This is a genomic window from Rhodoferax sp. (genome assembly GCF_013297935.1).
Lineage (GTDB): Bacteria > Pseudomonadota > Gammaproteobacteria > Burkholderiales > Burkholderiaceae_C > Allorhodoferax.
The window spans coordinates 452,334-467,166 of the sequence record NZ_JAAFIX010000001.1 but is presented as its reverse complement, the minus strand read 5'-3'; the positions used below and the strand labels follow the sequence as shown (position 1 = coordinate 467,166).

At 64.0% G+C, this 14,833-nt stretch carries 13 protein-coding genes; 8 read left to right on the top strand and 5 right to left on the bottom strand.

The features are described 5' to 3' along the window. Positions 1-184 precede the first annotated feature (184 nt). Complete coding sequence (locus tag QZW03_RS02220; protein WP_296507912.1) at positions 185-811, top strand: TetR family transcriptional regulator; 627 nt, start codon at positions 185-187, stop codon at positions 809-811. Positions 812-874: 63 nt separating this feature from the next. Next, positions 875-1,483, top strand: a complete 609-nt coding sequence (locus QZW03_RS02215) for a YigZ family protein (RefSeq protein WP_296507910.1) — start codon at positions 875-877, stop codon at positions 1,481-1,483. 21 nt (positions 1,484-1,504) lie between these two features. Here the strand turns inward: QZW03_RS02215 and QZW03_RS02210 are convergent, their stop codons facing one another. Both QZW03_RS02210 and QZW03_RS02205 read right to left on the bottom strand, forming a co-directional pair. Further along, positions 1,505-1,885, bottom strand: coding sequence for an MAPEG family protein (locus QZW03_RS02210; protein WP_296507908.1), 381 nt, complete (start codon positions 1,883-1,885; stop codon positions 1,505-1,507). 30 nt (positions 1,886-1,915) lie between these two features. Further along, positions 1,916-2,572 carry a LysE/ArgO family amino acid transporter gene (locus QZW03_RS02205; protein WP_296507906.1) on the bottom strand — a complete coding sequence of 219 codons (657 nt, stop codon included), beginning with the start codon at positions 2,570-2,572 and terminating at the stop codon, positions 1,916-1,918. 83 nt (positions 2,573-2,655) lie between these two features. Here QZW03_RS02205 and QZW03_RS02200 point away from each other — a divergent pair, with 83 nt between their 5' ends. Next, on the top strand, positions 2,656-3,552 hold the full coding sequence (locus QZW03_RS02200; protein ID WP_296507904.1) for a LysR family transcriptional regulator ArgP: 897 nt from the start codon (positions 2,656-2,658) through the stop codon (positions 3,550-3,552). A gap of 8 nt (positions 3,553-3,560) precedes the next feature. On the opposite strand, the gene QZW03_RS02195 is transcribed toward QZW03_RS02200, so the two are convergent. Then, positions 3,561-5,801: a molybdopterin-dependent oxidoreductase gene (locus QZW03_RS02195; RefSeq protein ID WP_296507903.1), complete on the bottom strand. Its 2,241-nt coding sequence runs from the start codon at positions 5,799-5,801 to the stop codon at positions 3,561-3,563. 101 nt (positions 5,802-5,902) lie between these two features. Next, positions 5,903-6,790, bottom strand: a complete 888-nt coding sequence (locus tag QZW03_RS02190) for a LysR family transcriptional regulator (protein WP_296507901.1) — start codon at positions 6,788-6,790, stop codon at positions 5,903-5,905. 123 nt (positions 6,791-6,913) lie between these two features. Here QZW03_RS02190 and QZW03_RS02185 point away from each other — a divergent pair, with 123 nt between their 5' ends. Next, positions 6,914-7,558, top strand: a complete 645-nt coding sequence (locus QZW03_RS02185; protein ID WP_296507899.1) for an NAD(P)-dependent oxidoreductase — start codon at positions 6,914-6,916, stop codon at positions 7,556-7,558. Here the strand turns inward: QZW03_RS02185 and QZW03_RS02180 are convergent. Continuing rightward, positions 7,555-8,172 (bottom strand): cation transporter, encoded by a 618-nt coding sequence (locus QZW03_RS02180; RefSeq protein ID WP_296507897.1) that lies wholly within the window; start codon positions 8,170-8,172, stop codon positions 7,555-7,557. The genes QZW03_RS02185 and QZW03_RS02180 overlap by 4 nt on opposite strands. 89 nt (positions 8,173-8,261) lie before the next feature. Between QZW03_RS02180 and cadR the strand changes: the two genes are divergently transcribed. The 4 genes from cadR to QZW03_RS02160 form a co-directional block, all read left to right on the top strand. Beyond that, entirely contained in the window at positions 8,262-8,699 is a 438-nt protein-coding gene (gene cadR / locus QZW03_RS02175; RefSeq protein ID WP_296507896.1) for a Cd(II)/Pb(II)-responsive transcriptional regulator, read from the top strand. Positions 8,700-8,882: 183 nt separating this feature from the next. Beyond that, positions 8,883-10,082: an FAD-dependent monooxygenase gene (locus tag QZW03_RS02170; protein WP_296507895.1), complete on the top strand. Its 1,200-nt coding sequence runs from the start codon at positions 8,883-8,885 to the stop codon at positions 10,080-10,082. Between the two features lie 172 nt (positions 10,083-10,254). Beyond that, positions 10,255-11,976 (top strand): ShlB/FhaC/HecB family hemolysin secretion/activation protein, encoded by a 1,722-nt coding sequence (locus QZW03_RS02165; RefSeq protein WP_296507894.1) that lies wholly within the window; start codon positions 10,255-10,257, stop codon positions 11,974-11,976. A gap of 16 nt (positions 11,977-11,992) precedes the next feature. Next, a partial coding sequence (locus QZW03_RS02160; RefSeq protein ID WP_296507892.1) for a filamentous hemagglutinin N-terminal domain-containing protein occupies positions 11,993-14,833 on the top strand: 2,841 nt, incomplete at its 3' end.

Here is a 14,833-nt window from a genome sequence, read left to right as displayed (position 1 = left end):
TTTCCCTTGTGACAAAGGTGGTTGGGGAGGCAATCGGGGTGAGGGGCTCGCCAGCGGTTTGATTTAGGGCAAACCCTCGATAAAAACAGAACTAACCCGCGGCAATGGGGGTTAGTATACATACATGCACGAATGTATGTTTAAGAAAAACTACAATTCCCACACATTTCTATGAGGTCAAACCATGGCCCGCAAAACCAAAGAAGACGCCCTCGCCACCCGTGAATTGATACTTGACGCTGCTGAACGTGTGTTTCACCAGCGCGGGGTGTCGCGCACCTCGCTGCAAGAAATTGCCAAAGACGCGGGCCTGACCCGTGGTGCCATTTACTGGCATTTCGAAAACAAAGGCGAGCTTTTTCACGCCATGATGGAGCGGGTCACCCTGCCCATGATGGCCCGCATGACCGAGATCACCCCGCAGGACGAAGAGCGCCCGATGGAGAAGATTCGCCGCAACACCGCGGCCGCTTTGCACACCATTGCCAACGACCCCCAGGTGCGCCGCGTGTTTGAGATTGCCACCCAAAAGGTGGAATATGTCGACGAGCTACAAAACCTGCGCGAGCGACAAATCGCCGGCCGCAATGAGTGCATCGACGATATGCACCGCCTGATGCAGATCGCCAAAGACAAAGGCTACATGCGCCGCGAGATGGACATACGCACCGCCACTCTGGGCATGTTTGCCCTGATCGGCGGGCTCAAATACAACTGGCTGCTGGACCCGCAGGCCTTTGACCTCGAAGCCGTAGGCTTGGCCGCGCTGGACGCCTACCTGGATGGTCTGAAGACACCCGCAGCAAGTTGATTGCTCCTATTTTTATAGCTGCTGGCACAATCAATACAAGGGCTAGAGCATGGTTTTATTCAAATGCCTCACACCCTAGCCGCACCGGCGCACAGCGAACTACTGATTAAAAAGAGCCGCTTCCTCGGCTGTGTACAACCGGTGGCGGACCGCGTTGCGGCGCAAAAAGTGGTGGCGGACTTGTGGGCTGCCCACCCGACGGCCACGCATGTGTGCTGGGCCTTGATGGCGGGCGGCCACTCCGCGGCGGTGGACGATGGCGAGCCCAGTGGCACCGCCGGGCGCCCCATGCTCGATGTATTGCGCCACCAGGATCTGGAAGGCGTGCTCGCAACGGTAGTGCGCTACTACGGCGGGGTGAACCTGGGTGCGGGCGGGCTGGTGCGGGCCTATACCGACACGGTGGCACAGGCTTTGTTGCAGGTCGAAAAGGTGGCTATTGTGAAAATGCTGGCGCTTCAATGCGCGGTGCCATACCCGCTGGAAGGCCGGGTGCGCCGAGAACTCGAAGCCGCCGGTGCTACCTTGGGCGAGGTGCAACACGGTGAGCGGGTGGAGCTGGCGTTTGCGCTGCCTGCCCATGCTGCCCCCGCTCTGGTGGCTCGCTTGAACGACGCCGGCAGCGGGCAAGTCGTCTGGATAGACCTTGCAGATGCCGCACCGGCAGACTGACCTGCCGGCAGGCCGCGGCGCTTAAGCCGCCATGAACACGCCTGCAATGACCGCGACCAGCAAACCCAACAGCGGAAAGGCGCTGAGTGCATAGCCCAAGGAGCGGGTTTTGGGGTCAGAGACATAGGCGCGCAAATAGATGAAACGGCCCACCACGTAGACGGCGCCAGCCGCTGCCACCCATGTCGGCGACCAGTAGCGAGCGGCCAGGTACATGGCAGGCACGATGGCAACCAAGAGCTCCAAGGTGTTCATGTGCACCCGGTAGTAACGCTCGAAGATATCGTGCCCGCTCACGGCCGGCGCATGAATGCCGTAGCGCCCACGGGCCTGCCCCACCAGCACTCCGAACCAGATGTACTGCGCAATCGCCAGCACGGTGACCAGATCCAACCAATTCATATCGAGCTCCTCTATCAAAGAGGCCCGAGCCTACAGCACGGCCGCTTGCACCCACAACTGGTAGGCAATGTGGCCCATCATGGCGGCCACCAGCAAGTCCAGCACCCGCCAGGCTACCGGGCGCTCAAACAGCGGCCTGAGCAGGCGCGCACCGAACCCGAGGGTGACGAACCAGAGCGCGCTTGCGCCGCCCGCGCCCAGCAAAAACCAGCCTTGCAGGCCTTCGGCTTGCCGGGCCCCCACGGCCCCCACCAGAATCACCGCGTCCAGGTAGACATGGGGGTTGAGCAGGCTGATACCCAGCACCTGTGCCACGGTTTTGCGCAGACTCTGGGGCGCGCCTTGCAGCTCGGCCTGCATAGCGTGGGGCGACAGTGCGCGGCGCAGGGCCATAGCGCCGTACCAGGCCACCACGGCAGCGCCGCCCAGTGCCAGGGCATTGAGCGCGCGGGGGTAGTTGCCCAGGGCACTTGCCAGCCCGCTCACACCCAGCGTCATGAGCGCAATGTCGAGCAAGGCGCAGGTGGCCACCACAGCCGCCACATGTTCGCGGCGCAGCCCTTGGCGCAGCACAAAGGTGTTTTGCGCACCGATAGCCATGATGAGCGACAGGCTCAACGACAGGCCGGTCATGACAGTCGGCAAAGCGGGCAGGGCGGTGTACAACAGGTTAGAGGTGTCTTGCATAGGCCCGCAGTATGCAGGTGCAAGTGGCTCGCGGGGCCTGAAATCTGCTACGCTGAGATTAGCCAAACTTCATCCGGACTGCTATGTTGGAATCTACTTTGCTCGCGACGGTGGCCGCTGTAGTGCGCGAGGGCAGCTTTGAGCGGGCTGCGCGGCAGCTGCACATTACGCCCTCGGCGGTGTCGCAGCGCATCCGCCAGATGGAAGAGCGGGTGGGCGCGGTGCTAGTGGTGCGCGGCCAGCCTTGCACCGCCACCGAGGCGGGTGCGCGCATTTGCCGCCATGCGGACTCGGTGGCCATGTTGGAGCACGATTTGCGGCGCGACCTGCCCGCACTGGCCCCGGCCGATGCGCCGCTGGCGCGCAGCACCATCCGCGTAGCTATCAATGCCGACACGCTCAGCACCTGGTTTGTGCATGCCATGCGCGAGTTTTGCGCGCAGAGTAGCGTGCTGCTCGATGTGGCGGTGGACGACCAGGACCAGACCAGCGAATGGCTGCGCCGCGGGCAGGTGCTGGCGGCTGTGACCTCGCACGCCAAGGCAGTGCAGGGCTGCAAGGTGCGCAAGCTGGGCACCCTGCGCTACTGCGCGACCGCCTCACCGGCATTCGTGCAAACACACTTTGCCGGCGGCGTCACCGCAGACGCGCTGACGCGGGCGCCCAGTATTGTGTTTGACCGCAACGACCGGCTGCAGGAGCGCTGGGTGCGCCGTCAGGTGCGGCGAGATGTGTCTTTGCCCGCGCACCGGCTACCCTCATCGCAGGCCTTTGTGGATGCTGCCTTGGCTGACGTGGGTTGGGGCATGAACCCGCTGTTGTCGGTGCAAGAGCACCTGAGCAAACGCAGGCTTGTGGAGTTGGTGCCGGGCCGCACCTTGGATGTGCCCCTGTATTGGCAGGTGGCCCTGCAACCTTTGCCGGAGCTGGAGCGGCTCACCCAGTGTGTGGTGCGCGCCGCAGGGCAAGCCCTGCTCTAGCAGCCCACTCAGGCCGTAGCGGCTGGCTCCATGGTGATGGCCACGCCGCCCAGCACCGCATTGCCCGAGAGCGGGTCGCGCAGTTGGTCGTCCAGCAGGGCATTGATGTTGGCGCCGGGGCGCTCCGCCGCCACCCGCAGTTGCGCGCCCGGCAGGTTGTGGCCCCAACCGTGCGGCAAGCTGACCACGCCGGGCATCATGTCGGTGCTGAACTGCACTTGGGCTTGCACACTGCGGTGACCGTTGCGCAGGGTGGCCATGGCACCGTCTTGCACACCGTGGCGTGCGGCATCGGCCGGGTGAACCAGCGCGGAGCAGCGGAAGGGGCCTTTGGCGAGCGTGGGCAGGTTGTGCATCCAGCTGTTGTTGGTGCGCACATCACGCCGGCCGATAATGACCAAATCGGGCGCTAGCCCTTGTAGATCCTGCGCAGCGCGCTCTAAATCTTGTAGCAAAAGGGGTGGTGCAAGCTCTACCTTGCCGCTGGGGGTGCGCAGCATTTCGGGAATGCGGGGCTGCAGGTCACCCAGGTCAATGCCGCCGCTGTCGCTGGCGGCCATCACTTTCTGCAGGTTCAGACCCTTGGGCTTCAAGCCGAACTGGTCGCCGTAGGGGCCACTGCGCAGCGCTACATCCAGGCCGCGCTGCGGGCCGCGTAAGCCATTAGTTGCCGCTATCACCGCAGCTGCATGCGGGCCGAACAGGCGGTCGGCGTCGTCGGCAAACTGCTGGTCGTCCAGCAGGTTGGCATCCTGCCCGGCGCCTTGGCCTTGCACGATGGCGGTGAGCTTGAGCAGGGTTTGCCACTCTTCAGGTTGGCCCTCGGGGCGGGGCAACACCGGTGCGCTGTAGCGCGCGTGGTTGCGCCACGAGAGCTGGGGGAAGGCCACGTCGTAGTGCAAGTCTTCGAGCGGCGAGAGGCCGGGCAAGATCACGTCTGCATGGCGGGTGGTTTCGTTCAGGTAAATGTCCAGGCTCACCATAAAGTCCAGCGAGTCCAGCGCCTTGGCGAGGCGCGGGCCGTCCGGGCTGGAGAGCACAGGGTTGGTGGCCACGGTAATCAAGGCACGCACCTGGCCTTCGCCAGGTGTTTCTATTTCTTCGGCCATGCAGGTCATGGGCAACTCACCATACACCTCGGGTGCACCGCTCACGCGGGCATGGTGGCGGCCGGTGCTCACGCCTTTGCCCACGCCCGGTTTGCCCACGGTGTTGCTGGCAAAGGCGGCCGACTTGGCAAACAGCATGCCGCCTTCCATGTCGAGGTGGCCGGTCAGGGTGTTGAGCACATCCACCAGCCAGCTGGCCAATGTGCCGTACTGCTGGGTGCAAGTGCCTATGCGGGCATACACCGCCGCTTTGGGCGTGCTGGCAATCTGGCGCGCTAGCGCGCGGATGGTGTCGGCCGGCATGCCGCAACGAGACGCCGCAGCTTCAGGCGTGAAGCCGGCCACCGCTGTGCGCACCTCTTCAACGCCTTGCACCCATGGCGCCACGCGTCCCAGGTTCACCAGGTTTTCGGCAAACAGCACCTGCACCATGGCCGCCAGCAAAAACACGTCGGCCCCCGGGCGGATGAAGTGGTGCGCATCGGCCACGGCCGCCGTTTCGGTGCGGCGCGGGTCAATCACGATGAGCTGGCCGCCCCGGGCCTGCAGCGCTTTGGCTTTGCCCTTGAAGTCGGGCACGGTCCACATGCTGCCGTTGCTGGCCAGCGGGTTGGCGCCTATGACTACCAGCAAATCGGTGCGGCTGATGTCGGGCAGGGCGGTGGAGAGCCAGTGGCCAAACATCAGGCCGCTAGCTAGCTGCTTGGGCATCTGGTCCAGAGTGGAGGCTGAAAACACATTGCGGCTGCCGATGGCGCGCGCCAGCTTGCCGAAATAGGTGAGCAGGCCGATTTTGTGGGCAGAAGGGTTACCCACCGCCATGGCGACCGCGTGTTTGCCGTGGGTTGCCATCAGGGGCGGGAGGCGCTTCTCGATCTCGGCAAAGGCTTCTTCCCAGGTCGCGGGTTCGTGTTGGCCATTGCGCTTGATCAGCGGGGCGCGCAGGCGGTCGGGGTCTTCGTGCAGGTCTTTGAGGGCAATCGCCTTGGGACAGATGTAGCCCCGGCTCAGCACATCAGCCTCGTGGCCGCGGATGCTGATGACCTTTTGGTCTTGCACCTTGATCTCCAGCCCGCAGCAGGCTTCGCACAAGGGGCAAATACGGTGGTGGGTCTGCACGGGGTGGCTTGTCTCGCTCATGGTTCTGGTGCTTTTTGGTTGCAATAAGGGCTTTATTGCCGCAGTGCGCCTGCTTGTCCAGCACCAGGGCGACAAGTGCGACCCCGGCAGCCGCGCGGTCTTCAGAGCTTGCTGAAGTAGTCCGCCAGCAGGGTGAGCGCGTGCCGCACCTTGGCCGGCTGCTCGCCACGCCGCGGAGTCACGGCATGGATCACGAACTCGGGCAGCTTCCAGTCGGGTAGCACCTGCACGAGGCGGCCATCGGCCATGGCGCGGCGGTCGTCTTCGGTCACCGTCACACTGATGCCCCAGCCGGCCACGCACAGCGAATGCAGCACGGTGACCTGCGAAGCCCGCACCCGCCCCATCACTTGCACGCGCTCCACCTCGCCCTGCGGCCCCCGGAGCAGCAAGCTCTCTTCCCCGGTGCCCGCGGGGCGCCCGCCCAGCCAGGCGTGGCGCGCCAGATCGCGCGGGTGCTGAGGCCAGCCGTGTTGAGCCAGGTAGGCGGGCGAGGCGCACATTTGCGCCTCCATGGTGCCCAACCTGCGCGACACCAGGCTGGAGTCGGGCAGGCTGCCGGTGCGCAGCGCAATGTCGACGCGTTCGTCAATCAAGTCCAGCACCGCATCGTCCAGCAACAGGCTGATGCGCAACTTGGCGTGGTCTTTCAGCGGCAGCAGAGCCTGCGCCAGCAGCGCCCCCATGCCGATGGGGGCCGTGATGCGCAGCTCGCCTTCGGGCTCATCGCGGTGCAACACCAGGGCCTGGTCGGCGGCCCGCGCCGCAGCCACCATGGCCGTGCAGCCTTCCACATAGCGCGCCCCGGCCTCGGTGAGGGTGAGCTTGCGGGTGGAGCGGTGCAGCAGTGCCAGGCCCAAGGCCTCTTCCAACTGGCGCAGGTGCTGGCTGACAGCCGAGGGCGTCATGCCCAGTTGGCGCGCTGCGGCGCTCAGGCTGCCGGCAGCCACGACTTCGGCAAACACCGCCATGCGTTTGAGTTGGTCCATAGAAATACCGTCAATTGTTAAGTTTTACTTCATCTAGAAGGCGAAATTTACCGTCTATTCAAGAGCTTGTGAAGTAATCAAACTAGCGGCTTCTGTTTCAACCCGTTCACCCAGGAGTTTTTTATGAAAATCGCTTTGATTGGCGCCACCGGTTTTGTGGGCACCCCCGTACTCGCCGAGTTTCTGGCCCGTGGCCACCAAGTCACCGTGCTGGCCCGCAACCCGGACAAGCTGGCCGCGCAGCACGGCCTGACCGTGGTGGCTGCCGATGCCCTGGACGCCGCCCAGATTGCCCAAGCCGCCGCCGGCCACGACGCCGTGGTCAGCGCCTACAACCCCGGCTGGACCGAGCCCAAGATTGCCGAAATCTTCTTGCAAGCCACCCACGCCATTTTTGAAGGCGTGAAGCAATCCGGCGTGAAACGCTTCTTGATGGTGGGCGGCGCAGGCAGCTTGTTCGTAGCGCCCGGTGTGCAGCTGGTGGACACGCCTGAGTTTCCGGCAGAAATCAAACTGGCTGCCTCTGCCGCCCGCGATGCGTTGACCCTGATCCAGAAAGAAACCACACTGGACTGGACCTTCCTGTCCCCCGCCATGCTGCTCAACCCCGGCGTGCGCACCGGCCAGTACCGTGTGGGTGCTGATGCACCGTTGTGGGCCGAAGGCGGCGCGCCCGGCAGCATTTCGGTGGAAGACATGGCTGTGGCCATCGTCGATGAAATCGAGAAGCCCGCACACATCCAGAAGCGCTTTACCGTAGCCAGCTAAGCCTGCAACTCACGGCGCGCCTGGCGCCACACCTGCCAGCCGCCTTGCAGCGCCAGCGCGGCCATGCCCACGGCCACCAGCAAGTCCGGCCAGCCGCTGCCGGTGCCCAGCACGCCCAGGGCGGCCAGCATCACGGCGATGTTGCCAATGGCGTCATTGCGGGAGCAGAGCCACACGCTGCGCATATTGGCATCGCCCTCGCGAAACGCATAGAGCATCCAGGCCACGGCCACATTGGCCGCCAGCGCCATAAAGCCCACCACGCCCATGGTGGTGGCGTCGGGCACGCTACCGTGCCACAGGCTCCAGGCCGCGCGGCCCAGCACCAGCAGGCCAAAGCCCATCATGCTGAGCGCCTTGAGTAGCGCTGCACGCGCACGCCAGGCCAGCGCGGCAGACAGCACGGCCAGGGACACGCCGTAGTTCAGCGCGTCGCCGGCAAAGTCAATGGAGTCGGCCAGCAAGGAGAGCGAGCCGGCGTGCCAGCTGCTGAGCAGCTCGATGCCGAACATCAGCGCATTGATGATCAGCGCTGTCCAGAGCACTCTGCGGTAGCGGGGCAGGTCGGTGAGGGTGCTGGCAGCGGGGGTGTGGTGTTCGCAGGCGTGAGACATGGTGATTTCCTTGAGTTGCCTCTATTAAAAACCCTGAAGTAACTCCAGAGTCAAGCGCTACACTGCCGATCTACAGAGCGAGGTGCAGCATGAAAATCGGCGAGTTGGCCCGGGCCACATCCACAGCGGTCGAAACCATCCGTTACTACGAGCGGGAAGGCCTGTTGCCCGCTGCCGCCCGCACAGATGCCAACTACCGGCACTACACCGAAGCCCACACCCGACGCTTGCAGTTTGTGCGGCATTGCCGCAGTCTGGATATGAGCTTGCAAGAGATCCGGACGCTGTTGGCGTTTCAAGACGCGCCGGGTGGGCCGTGTGCCGGCGTCAATGCGGTGTTGGATACGCACATCGATCACGTGGTGAAGCGGATCCGGGAGCTGCGGGCGCTGGAAAAGCAACTCAAGGACTTGCGGGCCCTGTGCGAAGGCACGGCCGATGCGGAGCACTGCCGCATTCTCGACGGCTTGTCGCACGCCGGCCCTGCGGCAGCCGGTGCGGCCCATGTGCAGGGCGCACACCGCTGACCGCAGGCAACGCGGCGGGCCTCGTGCCCGGCCGAGAGGGGATGTTGATGGGCATATCCAGGCGGCTCCTATCTCGCGCGGTATTTATCGCATCACCGGTTGGGCTGGTACGGCCACTCCCTTCGAACAGAGTTTTGCGTTGGCGCAGGCGGGCCACTCGCGCAAGGCGGCAAAATCCCGTGCATGGAACACAACATGGTGATCGTGGGCGGGGGGATTGGTGGCTTGGCAGCTGCGCTGGCTTGCGGGCGGCAGGGCTGCTTTGGCCTTCAAGGCGAGGGTCTGCGCCTGATCGAGCAGGCGCCGGCTTTCACCGAGGTGGGGGCGGGCATTCAGCTCGGCCCCAACGTCACCCGCATCCTCCAAGGCTGGGGTCTGGAGCAGGGCTTGGCAGAGGTGGCTTCTTTCCCCGAGCGGCTGGAAATACGCAGTGCCCTGACGACTCGCTTGCTGGGAATGCTGCCCCTGGGCGCCAGAGCCCAAGCCACTTATGGCGCACCCTACGCCACGATTGCCCGGCAGGACTTGCACACGCTGTTGCGCAAGGCGGTGGAGCAACTGGGCGGCGTGGACATGGAGCTCAACACCCGGATTGCCAGTGCAAGCCCGGCAGGCCAGCGGGTGCAACTCCGCAGTGAGGACGGCAGCGAGCAGTCTGCCGCCTGCGTGCTGGCGGCAGATGGTGTATGGAGCAAGCTGCGCAGCCAATGGCTCAACGATGGTGCGCCCCGCGTTACCGGGCACTTGGCTTTCCGGGCGATGGTGCCGCAGTTTGCCTTGCCGGAAGCCCTGCGCTCAGAGGTGGTCACCGCGTGGTTGGGGCCGGATTTTCACGCGGTGCAGTACCCGGTGCGCGGCGGCGAGTGGCTGAACGTGGTGGTCATCGTTCATGGCAGTATCGTGGGTGACCCCGCGGCATGGGACCACAGCGCCAACGCCGGGGAGTTGCGGGCGCGGCTGGCCTACGCGGGGAGTGGGCTGCTGGATCTGGTTCACGCCATTGACGACTGGCGCCTGTGGCCTTTGAGTGACCGGCCTCCTTTGCAGGGCCCCCATCAAATGGCCATAGGCCGGCTGGCCTTGTTGGGCGACGCAGCGCACCCCATGCGCCCCTACCTCGCTCAGGGCGCCGGCATGGCGATTGAAGATGCGCAGCAACTCGCGTTGTCATTGCAAGCGCATACGGCCGACCTGCCTGCTGCACTGGCCCACTATGCCGCTGCGCGGTGGCAGCGCAACGCGCGGGTGCAAGCCCGGGCTATCCGCAACGGCCGGATTTTTCACCTGCAAGGCCCAATGCGGGTAGCCCGCGATGTGTCGATGAAGTTGCTGGGCGAAAAGTTGTTGGATGTGCCTTGGCTGTATGGCTACGGCATTCAGTAATACCTCTCGCGCTTAGTTGTGAAAAATTACAACTATTAACAATCTAATTGTGGAAATCACTCTTTTGGGTGGTGTCTATATGGACTGTGTCCAGCTACAGTCCGCGCTCTTTTTGCGTACTCTTCCATCGTTGGTGGGTGCCTCATGAGCCTTCAATTTCCACACTCCTCACATGCCCACCGACTCCCCGCTGCAGCGGCCGACTAGATGTCTCCAGCTCGCCACTTTCTTTCTGTTAATTTCGCTGGGGGCGCATGCACAAAACTTGACCAATGCGCAGCGGGATGCCGCAGAGCAGCGCCGCATCCAGGAACGTGATGCGCAATTGCGCGATCAGCAAGAGCGCGGCCGCGATGTACGCACCGATGCGCAAAGCCCCAGTGCGCTGCGTTTGCCGGCGCAAGAGTCACCATGTTTTCCGGTGCGCCAGATTGAGCTGAGCGGCAAGGACGCGGGGGCCTTCTCTTGGGTGTTGGACCAGCTGTCCGGCTCCGCCAAAGACGACAGCCCCTTGCGCAAATGCATAGGCGCCCAAGGGGTGGGCATCTTGCAGCAACGTGCGCAAGAGGCCCTGGTGGCACGTGGTTTTGTCACCAGCCGCATCCTGGTGCAGCCTCAAGACTTGAGTACAGGCAATCTGGTGTTTACCGTGCTGCCCGGTACCCTCCATGGCGTCCAGTCCGATGCTGGCATTCCCCCGCGCACTCTGCGCAGCGCCTTGCCTATGCGCGAGGGCGACATCCTCAACCTGCGTGACATCGAGCAGGCTCTGGAAAACTTTCAGCGCGCTCCCACCGCCCAGGCCGATATCCAGATCGCCCCCGCCAGCACACCCGATCAAAGCGACCTGCTCATCCGCCAGCAAAGTAGCTTTCCGTTGCGGGCCAGCTTCAGCTTCGACGACAGCGGCTCCAAATCAACGGGCAAATACCAAGGAAGTGCCACCTTGTCTTGGGACAACCCGCTGGGTTTGAATGACCTGCTCTACATCAGCCAGGGCAACGACGCCCAAGGCGGCGACCCCGGGCCCCGGGGTAACCAGAGCAACACCCTGCACTATTCTCTTCCCTGGGGGTACTGGGCCTTTGGCCTCACGGCCAGCGACAGCAGCTACTACCAAACCGTTACCGGCAGTACCAGCGGCTACATCTATAGCGGCGGCAGTGGCAGCACCGAACTCAAGGCCAGCCGCGTGGTGTACCGGGATGCCACGAGCAAAGACACGGCCTACCTCAAAGCCACAGAGCGCCACGCACGCAACTACATCAACGGCACCGAGGTATTGGTTCAGCGCAGAGCCAGCGCCCTGTGGGAACTGGGCCTGGAGCGCAAGGTATTCCTAGGCCAAGGCACCCTGCAGGCCAATGTGGCCTACAAGCGCGGCACGCGCGACTTTGAAGCCATTGATGCGCCCGAAGAGTCCAGCAACACCGGCACCGCCCGCCCCACTTTCTACACCGCAGACTTGAGCTGGAACACTCCGTGGACTCCCTGGGCGCTGCCCCTGGGCTACCAGGCCAATCTTCGTCTGCAAGCCACGGATGTGGCACTGGCCTCGCCAGACCGCTTCAACCTGGGTGGTCGCTACACCATTCGGGGCTTCGATGGAGAAAGCACTCTCAGCGGCGATGCGGGCTGGTTGCTGCGGCAAGACCTGCAGTGGAACCTGGGCGCCAGCGCCGGCCAACTCTATGTGGCCGTGGATATGGGTGAAGTGGACGGCCCAAGCGCCAATGGCCTGTCTGATCGTTTTATGGCGGGTACCGCTTTGGGTTGGCGCATTCAGTACAAAAAACTGCAATTCGACGCTTTCGTAGGCCACCCCTTGCGCACGCCATCGACGGTTCGCACGCCTCCATCAACGGCAGGCTTTTCTTTGAACTACGCGCTTTAGGAACTGGGAATTCAGCATGAATAAAGACTTGTATCGCCTCGTCTTCAACGCAGCCAGAGGCTTTAGTGTGGCGGTGTCGGAGGTGTCCAGCAGCCACAGTGGCGGCCCAGGCCAGAATGAAGGTACAGCCACCCGCGGAGCTGGTGTTTCAGCATCCAATCACCCTCCAGCCCAGATAGACATTGCGCGAGCAGCTATCAAATCCATAGTAGTGGCAATAGCCATCCTGGCGCCCCCGGCCTGGCTTACTCCGGCCGCATGGGCGCAAACAACACCAGCCACCACCACCATCGTCGTCAATGGCGCAGCACCGGCGGCCCAGCGGCCCAATTTGACCAACACCGCCAGCGGCGTCACGCAGGTCAACATCACAGGCGCGGTCAATGGTGTCAGCCGCAACCGCTACACCCAGTTCGACGTAGGCAGCAGCGGCCTCATCCTCAACAACGCCGCCGTCAACAGCAACACCCAGCTGGGCGGCTGGGTGGCAGGCAACCCCAATCTGGCCTCGGGCAGTGCGGGCATCATCCTCAACGAAGTCAGCTCCACCAATCCCAGCCAGCTGCGCGGCTACATTGAAGTTGCCGGCCAGAAGGCCGAAGTCGTCATCGCCAACCCGGCAGGCATCAGCGTGAACGGCGGCGGCTTCATCAACGCCAGCGGCGCCACGCTGACGACCGGCACCCCCCAGTTCAGCGGCAACACCCTCACCGGTTACCAGGTGAACGGCGGCACCCTCACTGTCAGCGGCAGCGGGCTGGACACGGCCACCACCGGCATCACCAAGCTCCAGGCACAAAAAATCATCCTGCAAGGGGCGGTCCACGCCCAGGACCTGCGCGTGACTGCAGACAACAGCAGCGGCAGTGCAGGGGCTGTGGCCATTGATGTCGCAGCCATAGGCGGCATGTATGCCAACAAAATCACCATCCTGGCCACAGGGCAGGGTGCAGGCGTCAACAACGCAGGCAGCCTGCAAGCCAACGCAGGCAGTTTCACCCTGAGTGCTGACGGCCAACTCACCAACACCGGCACGCTCAACAGCACGGCCACCACCCGCATCAACGCTGCCACGGTCAACAACAGCACGGGTGGAGCCATCTATGGCGGCAGCGTGGCCATTGCCGCCACCACCCTGAATAACGCCGCAGCGAGTGCCACGGACACGGCCCCCGCCATCGCCGCACGCGACAGCGCAGGCCGGGTGGATATTGGCGTGACCACGCTCAACAACCAAGAAGGCGCGCTGATCTACAGCGCCGGCGCGCTGGCCATTGGCGGCGCCTTGGATGCAAACGGCCAGGCCACAGGCCGCGCCACTACCGTGACCAACAACAGTGCCACGCTGGAGGCCGCAGGCAACGTCACGGTTAGCACACAGACCCTTGCCAACACCTACAGCAGCCTGAGCTACCGGACCGAGGTGGACCCCAACACCCCTGCCACCAATGGCAGTGCAGACTGTGGGGGCGATTGCACCCACACGTGGGTGGACACCTACTACCGGGCAGTCGCCATTGCCGGGCCCAATGGCGAAGCCATCATCCGCTCTGGCGCAGACATGGTGCTGGACGCCAGCACCAGCGCGCTCAACAGCAGCAGCAAAATCCTCGCCGCAGGTACCGTCAACGCCACTGGCAGCGCCGCGCTGCAAAACCGGGGCATAGACCTGACAGACCAGGTCGCCACCCGCCGTGCCAACACCGTTGTGGTGACCTACATGGAAAACGGTCTGGATTGCCCCTGGAATTGCCACTCTGAACGCCGCTGGCGCACCACCACCAGCACCGACCTCATCGCCCGCAACCAGACCATAGGCCCGGCTGTGACGCAAAGCCGCAGCACCACCCCCAGCACCACTACCACGCCCAACTCCGCCCTGTTTGCCGCCAGCAGCAATGCCAGCTACCTGATCGAGACCAATCCCGCCTTCACCAACAAACAAATCTGGCTGAGCTCGGACTTCATGCTGCAAGCCCTGAGCGCAGACCCCGACATCACCCAAAAACGCATGGGAGACGGCTTCTACGAGCAGCGCCTGGTCAACGAACAAGTGGCGCGCCTGACCGGGTATGCCCGCCTGGCTAATTACAGCTCTGACGAACAGCAATACCAGGCCCTGATGACCGCCGGCGTCACCCTGGCGCAGCCCCTGAACCTGCGCGTAGGCATCGCGCTGACCGCCGAACAAGTCGCCAGCCTCACCAGCGACATCGTCTGGCTGGTGCAACAAGAAGTCACGCTGGCGGACGGCAGTACCCAAAAGGTCTTGGTGCCCCAGGTGTATGCCGTGGCCCGCAGCGGCGACCTGGCCGCCAACGGCGCGCTCTTGGGCGGTGTCATGTCAGGCAACATCGTCAACCTCAGCACCACCGGCGACATCAGCAACAGCAGCGCCACGATCCAAGGCCGCGAACTCGTAACCCTGAACGCCACCAACGTGCGCAACCTGGCGGGCCGCATCGAAGGCAAGGAAGTCAACCTCACCGCCACCCAGGACATTGAGAACATCGGCGGCGCCGTCATCGCCAAAACCAGCCTCTCGGCCACCGCCGGGCGCGACATCTTGGTGCAAACCACCACGCTGGAGAGCCGCAGCGGCGCGCCAGCCCAGGCCAGCGCACCCGCTGCATCGGGCGGTGGCATGCTGGGCTCGGTCGGGGGCGCGGGTGGCGGCACTGGCCTGCAAACCCACTCCACCGACATCAGCCGGGTCGCGGGCCTGTACGTCACGGGGGATGCCGGCACCCTGGTCGCCAGCGCCGGGCGCGACGTAGAACTCATGGGCGCCCTGGTGCAAAGCGCAGGCAGCACCCGCGTCAATGCTGCACGCAGCCTGAATCTGAGCACGGTGACT